This window comes from Paenibacillus mobilis (assembly GCF_058267595.1).
In genome coordinates this window covers 139,337-145,805 of record NZ_JBZCMS010000011.1, presented here as the reverse complement: position 1 = coordinate 145,805, position 6,469 = coordinate 139,337, and the positions used below count along the sequence as shown (strand labels likewise).

Annotated in this window: 11 protein-coding genes; 1 reads left to right on the top strand and 10 read right to left on the bottom strand. The window is 51.1% G+C overall.

Features of this window, described 5'->3' with window-relative positions; genetic code table 11:
* Positions 1-152 precede the first annotated feature (152 nt).
* From AC3ZPD_RS18940 to AC3ZPD_RS18895, 10 genes are all read right to left on the bottom strand, one after another.
* On the bottom strand, positions 153-389 hold the full coding sequence (locus AC3ZPD_RS18940) for a YuzB family protein (RefSeq protein WP_490985836.1): 237 nt from the start codon (positions 387-389) through the stop codon (positions 153-155).
* Positions 390-413: 24 nt separating this feature from the next.
* Positions 414-722 (bottom strand): HesB/IscA family protein, encoded by a 309-nt coding sequence (locus AC3ZPD_RS18935; protein WP_490985835.1) that lies wholly within the window; start codon positions 720-722, stop codon positions 414-416.
* Positions 723-896: 174 nt separating this feature from the next.
* Complete coding sequence (locus tag AC3ZPD_RS18930) at positions 897-1,139, bottom strand: hypothetical protein (protein ID WP_490985834.1); 243 nt, start codon at positions 1,137-1,139, stop codon at positions 897-899.
* Positions 1,140-1,190: 51 nt separating this feature from the next.
* Positions 1,191-2,126, bottom strand: a complete 936-nt coding sequence (locus tag AC3ZPD_RS18925) for a M14 family metallopeptidase (RefSeq protein ID WP_490985833.1) — start codon at positions 2,124-2,126, stop codon at positions 1,191-1,193.
* Positions 2,127-2,410: 284 nt separating this feature from the next.
* A complete protein-coding gene (racE, locus tag AC3ZPD_RS18920) occupies positions 2,411-3,271 on the bottom strand; it encodes a glutamate racemase (protein ID WP_490985832.1) in 861 nt (286 codons plus the stop codon).
* Positions 3,272-3,505: 234 nt separating this feature from the next.
* Entirely contained in the window at positions 3,506-3,877 is a 372-nt protein-coding gene (locus AC3ZPD_RS18915; RefSeq protein WP_490985831.1) for a YtxH domain-containing protein, read from the bottom strand.
* A 111-nt stretch (positions 3,878-3,988) separates the two neighbouring features.
* Positions 3,989-4,411 (bottom strand): DUF86 domain-containing protein, encoded by a 423-nt coding sequence (locus tag AC3ZPD_RS18910; protein WP_490985830.1) that lies wholly within the window; start codon positions 4,409-4,411, stop codon positions 3,989-3,991.
* 43 nt (positions 4,412-4,454) lie between these two features.
* Entirely contained in the window at positions 4,455-4,742 is a 288-nt protein-coding gene (locus AC3ZPD_RS18905) for a Dabb family protein (RefSeq protein WP_490985829.1), read from the bottom strand.
* A 138-nt stretch (positions 4,743-4,880) separates the two neighbouring features.
* On the bottom strand, positions 4,881-5,603 hold the full coding sequence (locus tag AC3ZPD_RS18900) for a DUF1361 domain-containing protein (RefSeq protein ID WP_490985828.1): 723 nt from the start codon (positions 5,601-5,603) through the stop codon (positions 4,881-4,883).
* A 224-nt stretch (positions 5,604-5,827) separates the two neighbouring features.
* On the bottom strand, positions 5,828-6,079 hold the full coding sequence (locus AC3ZPD_RS18895; RefSeq protein ID WP_490985827.1) for a type B 50S ribosomal protein L31: 252 nt from the start codon (positions 6,077-6,079) through the stop codon (positions 5,828-5,830).
* Positions 6,080-6,267: 188 nt separating this feature from the next.
* On the opposite strand from AC3ZPD_RS18895, the gene AC3ZPD_RS18890 reads away from it, so the two are divergent.
* Positions 6,268-6,450, top strand: coding sequence for a hypothetical protein (locus AC3ZPD_RS18890; RefSeq protein WP_490985826.1), 183 nt, complete (start codon positions 6,268-6,270; stop codon positions 6,448-6,450).
* Positions 6,451-6,469 lie beyond the last annotated feature (19 nt).

Here is a 6,469-nt window from a genome sequence, read left to right as displayed (position 1 = left end):
CAGATATCAATGGGGACGTAAAAAGATGACTCCTGTACAGTACAGGAATCATCTTTTATCTGCGGCTTAAAACCACAAGTCCCTTTTTTTACAAGTGTCCTTGACAAAGGGTACAGTTCATTGAGGGGTGCCTTGTTATTTTTAATGAACCGTTAGGACTGCACGGGTTTCTTGATGAAGGGTTCTACCTTTGCCAGCACTTCTTCTTCGGTCGGAGCACTGACGTAACGTCCGTTGATATAAACAAAAGCACGTTTGCCGCAAGGCCCGCAGTAGGATTTGCAGCCGACTTTGATTTCGGCGTCGGGAGCCATCTTTTGCAGCTTGGGCACAATCGTTTTGATCCGGGTAAACTTGCATTTATCGCATACGCGAATGTCGTTAGCCATGATTTCTCCTCAACTTCCAATCGATCAATGATCGCCGTGGTTGCCTTGAGACGGGTTGGTAATGACAAAACCTTCTTCAGGAAAATAAAGGTAGTCAATCTTTACGCCGTTCAGGAACGGGTCGCTAAGGTCGATTATAACATCGATTTCTTTATCGGTAGATACCACATTGTCGGACTCGGAAGGCTTCACCAAATCCAAACCGTAGTGCGCGTGATCTCCGTGCGCGTGCGTGACGAACACTTTCAGCGCAAGTCCTTTGTCCTTGTTCTCTTCTTTATCTAGTTCTTTCTTTATCACTTTGGCCGCATTGCGGGTAATTTTGACGCTCATTCCAATCGCTCCTGTCTCGTTTGAATTTCCGTTAACGTAGTATACAAATTGAACTAACATTCCTATTGTAAAGAATCACGCCCGGCAGCGCAAGGACAACCTCTCCTCCCGCCGGAAGCCGAATGCTTGTGTTCCTTCCATATTCATCCCAGGTATAGAGGGCTGACGCTTAACTTAACGCAAGCTAGGATTTTTTCGCTCGACCCGGTCCACAAACCAGTTCATCAGCAGCAGGGTTACCGCCATATCGTCAATCGGGACAAAGGGAAGCACGTCGGGCAGCACCCAATAAAGAGCAGCGGGAACGAGCAGCAGGAGCTTGTCCGACCATGGCACGCGGGATGAAAAAAGCAGACCCGGCAGCTTTCTGAATACATGGGCCCACCGCCGGATCGACCAGATTTTTCTCCACTTCATGGTTATCCCTCCTTTGCAGTAAGGATACCCCATTTCCCGGGAATCGAAAAGCTAAAGCGATAATGCTTCCGCCAGAATGGCATAAACATCCTTGTAAATGTCTTCAAAGTCCTCAGCCGGAAGCGGATTAACGCCTTCGCCCACCTCGACCGTAAATCCGGGACGACGGAACTCCTGAATGAACCAGTCCTTATAACCGGCGTCGCTGCCTCCAAGCTTTACCGCCCGATAGCCGCCAGCTTCAGCCAGGCATTCCGCCATGCCTTCCGACTCCGCGGGCTCCAAATCCCTGTAGTTCCAGTAGATTTCTTTGCCTTGACTGTGGAGGGATAATACACGTTCGAACGGCACCCCTCTCGTCAGCACGGCCAAAGCCGTCGCTTCCGGCTCGCTCAGCGGCGATGGGCCGCTGTAATCCTGCGGTGCCGGACCGGTTACCTCTCTTCGCTCTCGCTCCTCTTCCCAAAAAGCCGGAAACTGGTCGTTCAGGTCCACTCCCCTGATATTCGCTTTCCACCGCGAGAAATCGGCGGATTGGCCGTTCCATTCCAGCAGCCTGGCCTGGTAGACCCCGCAGTGGACCGCGCCGTTTTGGGAAAGGTCCACCCCGTCGGGATTAACCATCGGAACCGCCCATAACGTGTAATTGCTGTACCAGCTCTCGGCCTTCTGATACCCGGTACCACTACCGGAGTCCTTTTCCCCTTCCAGCTCCGCTGCATAATCCTCCAGAAATCGGAGCAGGAGCGCCGAAGTGATCCATTCGTTTGCATGAACGGCCGCGTTGACATGGATGTGGCGCGAGCCTTTTCCAATCCGGACGCACCAAATCGGTTTGCCCAGCACGCTGTGGCCAATGGAAGCAAATTTAAGCACGGAATACCGGCCCTGCAGCTGTCCGCATTGCCGGCAAAAATCGGCATAACTGAATTTCCGGTCCGCAATATGCACAATACGTTCCGGGTTGTCCCCGTAATACGGCATCATAATCAGAACACCTCCACCTGTTTGGTACACTTTATGACAGTCCTGTTGTCCGATATGCCCCTAAAAGTAAACGCTTTCATGAATTCCAGCCGACAGCTTTGATGACCTTCCATTGACGGGAATCGGCTGCCCGATAAACGGCTATGGACTGCAGCAAGCTGCTAAACAATAGTTTATGGGTGCTGAAAAGTACCGAAAAAAAGCCGTGCCGGCAAAAACCGGCTTCCCGCAGCCCGCGGCCGCAAAAAGCCGGTCATCCAACAAAGCATGGCCTGCATAACCTCCTACCACTTGGCCTTGTGCAGCCAAACGTTCTCTTCAGCCTCGTCCTCCGCCATGCGCCCGACATGCCACACAATCGGCGTCAGCCGGATTTCCTCGCCCAGCCATTCCTTCGCGATCCGCCTAAACATGATTTCATCCCCGCTGCAAAAAAACTGGTGTACGGGCGTCTCCACGCCCCTGGCCAGCTGGCCTTTCTGATACAGCACGGTGCTGATCTCCCTGGCCGTTTCATCGGCGGAGCTGATCAGCTTTACACCGGGCCCCATGACTTCCCCGATTGCCTTCCGGAGAAACGGGTAATGCGTGCAGCCGAGGATCAGGCAGTCCATTTCGTACTGCTTGATCCAGGACAGAGAACGGCAGACGGCTTCCCGGGTGCGGGAGGTTTCGAACTCCCCCTGCTCCACCAGCGGAACCAGGTCCGGACAAGCATCGCTGACCACCTCGATATAAGGCGACAGCTCTTTTAAGGCAATCGTATAAGCTCCGCTTTGGATCGTTCCCACCGTTCCGATGACGCCGACGCGGCCCGTTTTTGTAGCGCTGATGGCAGCCCTCGCTCCGGGATGAATCACGCCGATCACCGGAATCGGCAGCTTCTCCGAAATAAAATCAAGCGCAGCCGCCGTGGCCGTATTGCAGGCGATCACGACCATTTTCGGATTGAATTGAATCAAAAAATCTACAATTTGTTCCGTAAACAAGCGGACCTGTTCGGGAGTACGCGGGCCGTAAGGGGCCCGGGCCGTATCTCCAAAATAAATGATTTTTTCCCGGGGCAGCTGGCGCATCACTTCCTTAACGACCGTTAATCCGCCCACTCCTGAATCCAATATGGCGATGGCTTGCTGCACGAACATACCGCTTCCTTTATCTTAAGGTTTAAAAATGCTCATCGTTACTTTATGCCGGGAACGTTCAAAGCGTACCTGCGGCTACCCTGAGTCCCCTGTCCCTTCGCCGGAAAGCTCTGGATCGACTTCTTGCCCGGCGGCTCCCTCAGGGTTTTGTTCGGGAAATCCGGGATTCCAATCCTTTCGATCGCTCAAAAAAGGCCTCCTTCCGGAGGCCCTGCAGAAAAAACGTCCCTGCCGTTATTTCAAGGAAATATCGGCAGCCTGCTCTTCATCCAGCTCTTCGAAGATTTCTTCCTCGGAAAAATCGGCTTCTTCTTCAAAAGAGGAAACAACCGCTTCTTCCTCGGCTTCGTTGTCTTTGCCGAAACGGGATTGGACATCCTGTACGAGATGTCCGGCAGCCGTTTTGACCCGGGAATAAAGCTCGGTACTGTGCTCGCCAACTTTTTCCGCTGCCGCGTGGGTTTTCTCAGCTGCGGCGCGCGCACCTTCCGCGATGTCCTGGCGAAGTTCCTTGCCCGGCTTCGGCGCAAACAGAAGCGCCGTTACCGAACCGGCCACCGTTCCGATCAAAGTTCCCCAAAGAAAGCTTTTGCCTGCTTTGCCCATGATTCATCTCTCCTTTGCGGCCGCGCCCCATCCGTTTCCGGGCGAATGCCTAATGTTTAGTTCATTATAAGCAGCATGGGCTTGACCGGTCACAAAGGATAGAAAATTATTTTAATGAGCAAGCTCCCGTTCCAGATAACGCTGTACCTGCGCCGAGAAATCCGTTAAAGCCGCCGACAGCCGGGCCGTATCGATTTGACGCTCGGAGACAGGGCCATAATATTCCTGGACCAGCGGTTTCCGCAGTCTCACCAGCTCTTTCAGGATGCCGACAAGCCCATCCCCGATCACCTGCTCATCGTAGATGATGTCGAGAATATCCTCGTAGCTGCTGGCATCGCGCATAATGAAACCATCGATCAAATAACTGCCTACGTCCGTCACAACCTCCAGCGCCAGATGCAAAGCCCTTTCTTCCGCATAACGTCGGAGCACGTCCTGTCCGGACAACTCGCCCGACCTGCCGAGCACGTCAAGAATTTCGGGCAGCACCTTCAGCCGCAAATCAATCTGGTCCCGGTTGACATAATACATGTTCGTTCCCCCTCATTGAGTTCGGCACTTCTGATGTCAGTTCTTAAAATTCGTAGTCCACCACGGCTTGTGACTCGCGAACTTCAGAAATATGCTCGATGACTTTTTTATGCTCCGGATGCACCTGATAACCCTGAAGGTCCTCCAGCGTACGAAAAGTCGCCTCTAAAGAAAGATCATAGGAACGTGGCGTATCCACCGTATTTCTGCCGATGTGCAGATCAACCAGCTGCTCGACCTTGCCCTTCATCCCGTTCAGGACGGCGTACGTTTTGTCCACGCTTTCCGGGGAATTGTCTTTCAATTTAAACAAAACGATGTGTTTAATCATTGGATTTCATCCTTTGCCTGTTTTTTTAGGTGAACAAGTTCTGTTCAAAATATAACACACCTTTTTCCAGAGACGCCAGCGAAAGCGGGAGGCAAATGGGGGAAGTGGAACGCAAAGCGGAAGAGAAAGCCGGAAGGCTTAGCTCTTCCTGCCCCCTTGGACGGAACCGATAAAATACAATACGAAATAGACACCGGCCGTGAGCGCAAACATCCGGAAGCAAAACTCAGCCGCAAAGGACCTTTGGGAAACATCGGTCAGCAAATCGACCAGATCCTTGCGGATCATGCGCGGGTTCTCCCATAAGTCCCAGGTGTTCCAGCGTACAAAACGGCCCATATAGATGCCGAAGCTGCTGAGCCCCAGAATGCCTAAGGAAAACAGCCAGCCTGCCGCCGCGCCAAATTTTCTCCGGATCTCGCCGTGGAAGGACATCAGCGTAAACGAACCCAGCAGCAGACCCAGCGCGGCCGTAAGGAACAAAGCGGATATATGTTTCCAGAACGGCAGCTCCAGCCAGAACCGCTCGGCCGGATCCACCGGATAATTCACGAAGACATGCAGCAGATCCGTTACCATATAAGCCGAATTCGGATAAAACCCTAGCCACAGCAAACCGAAACCCGCCAGGCACATCCGCCTGAACCGTCCGGGCTGCAGCAGCAAAGCCCAATCCATCAGCAGCATGAAACCCACCGGAAGCCAAGCCAGAAACATGTTCCAGAAGATAAACAAATAAGGCCTGCGGCCCGATGCCAGCTGGAGGTCATAAATCCATTTGAGGCATAACAGAGTAACCACGGCTAACGCAAAAATAACTATCCATTTCCCCGGATAATGAAGTTCGGATTTGGTCCTCATAACCCCTCCTTGATCATGGCAAAGCTCGTTTTTCAGGTATTGACCTTACCCATGTAACGGGCGAACCCGCGTTTTGGTTACAGTCCTATTAAACCGAATGAAGCTGGTTGAAAGGTTTGACAAGCTGCCGGGCAATTTATATACTCAGCCAAATAAAAATGGCCAAATAAAAAAGACATCCGCCGCACCTTTCGGTTCGGCAAATGCCTTTTGCGTTGAACAACTTATTTGCTGTTCAGGTTGTATTTCTTGTTGAAACGGTCTACACGGCCGCCAACGTCATTGTTACGTTGTCTGCCTGTGAAGAATGGGTGGGATGCGGAGCTGGTATCCACGCGGATGACGGGATAAGTGTTGCCGTCTTCCCATTCCATAGTTTCGTTGGAAGATTTAGTGGATGCGCTCAGGAATTTGTAGTTTGCACTTGCGTCAAAGAAAATCACCTGTTGGAATTTAGGGTGAATTTGTTGTTTCACTCTGATCACCTTTACTGTTGAAATTATTTCGTAACTTTTACGATACTTTTTATTATAACTAATTCTCAGAAAAAACACCAGTACGAAATAAAAATATCAATTATTTATGGAAAATTAATAATATATTAATATCTTTTGGATATAATAGAGACATGAAGGCACTACAAGAAGCTGAAGGAGGACTTGGTATGAGACACGAAACCAATTTAAGTTTGTGGATGACTGAATTTCTATGCAGTTCGGACCAAGTGAAACTCCGCCGGATTCGTGAAGCCGAAAATCTTCATAACCCGGAGCTGATGAACAGCATTTATTTTCACCTGGCCATGCGGGACAAGCTGCATCTGCTTGAAAACCGCAAAATCGGTTAAGTTTAATCCATATCGAACT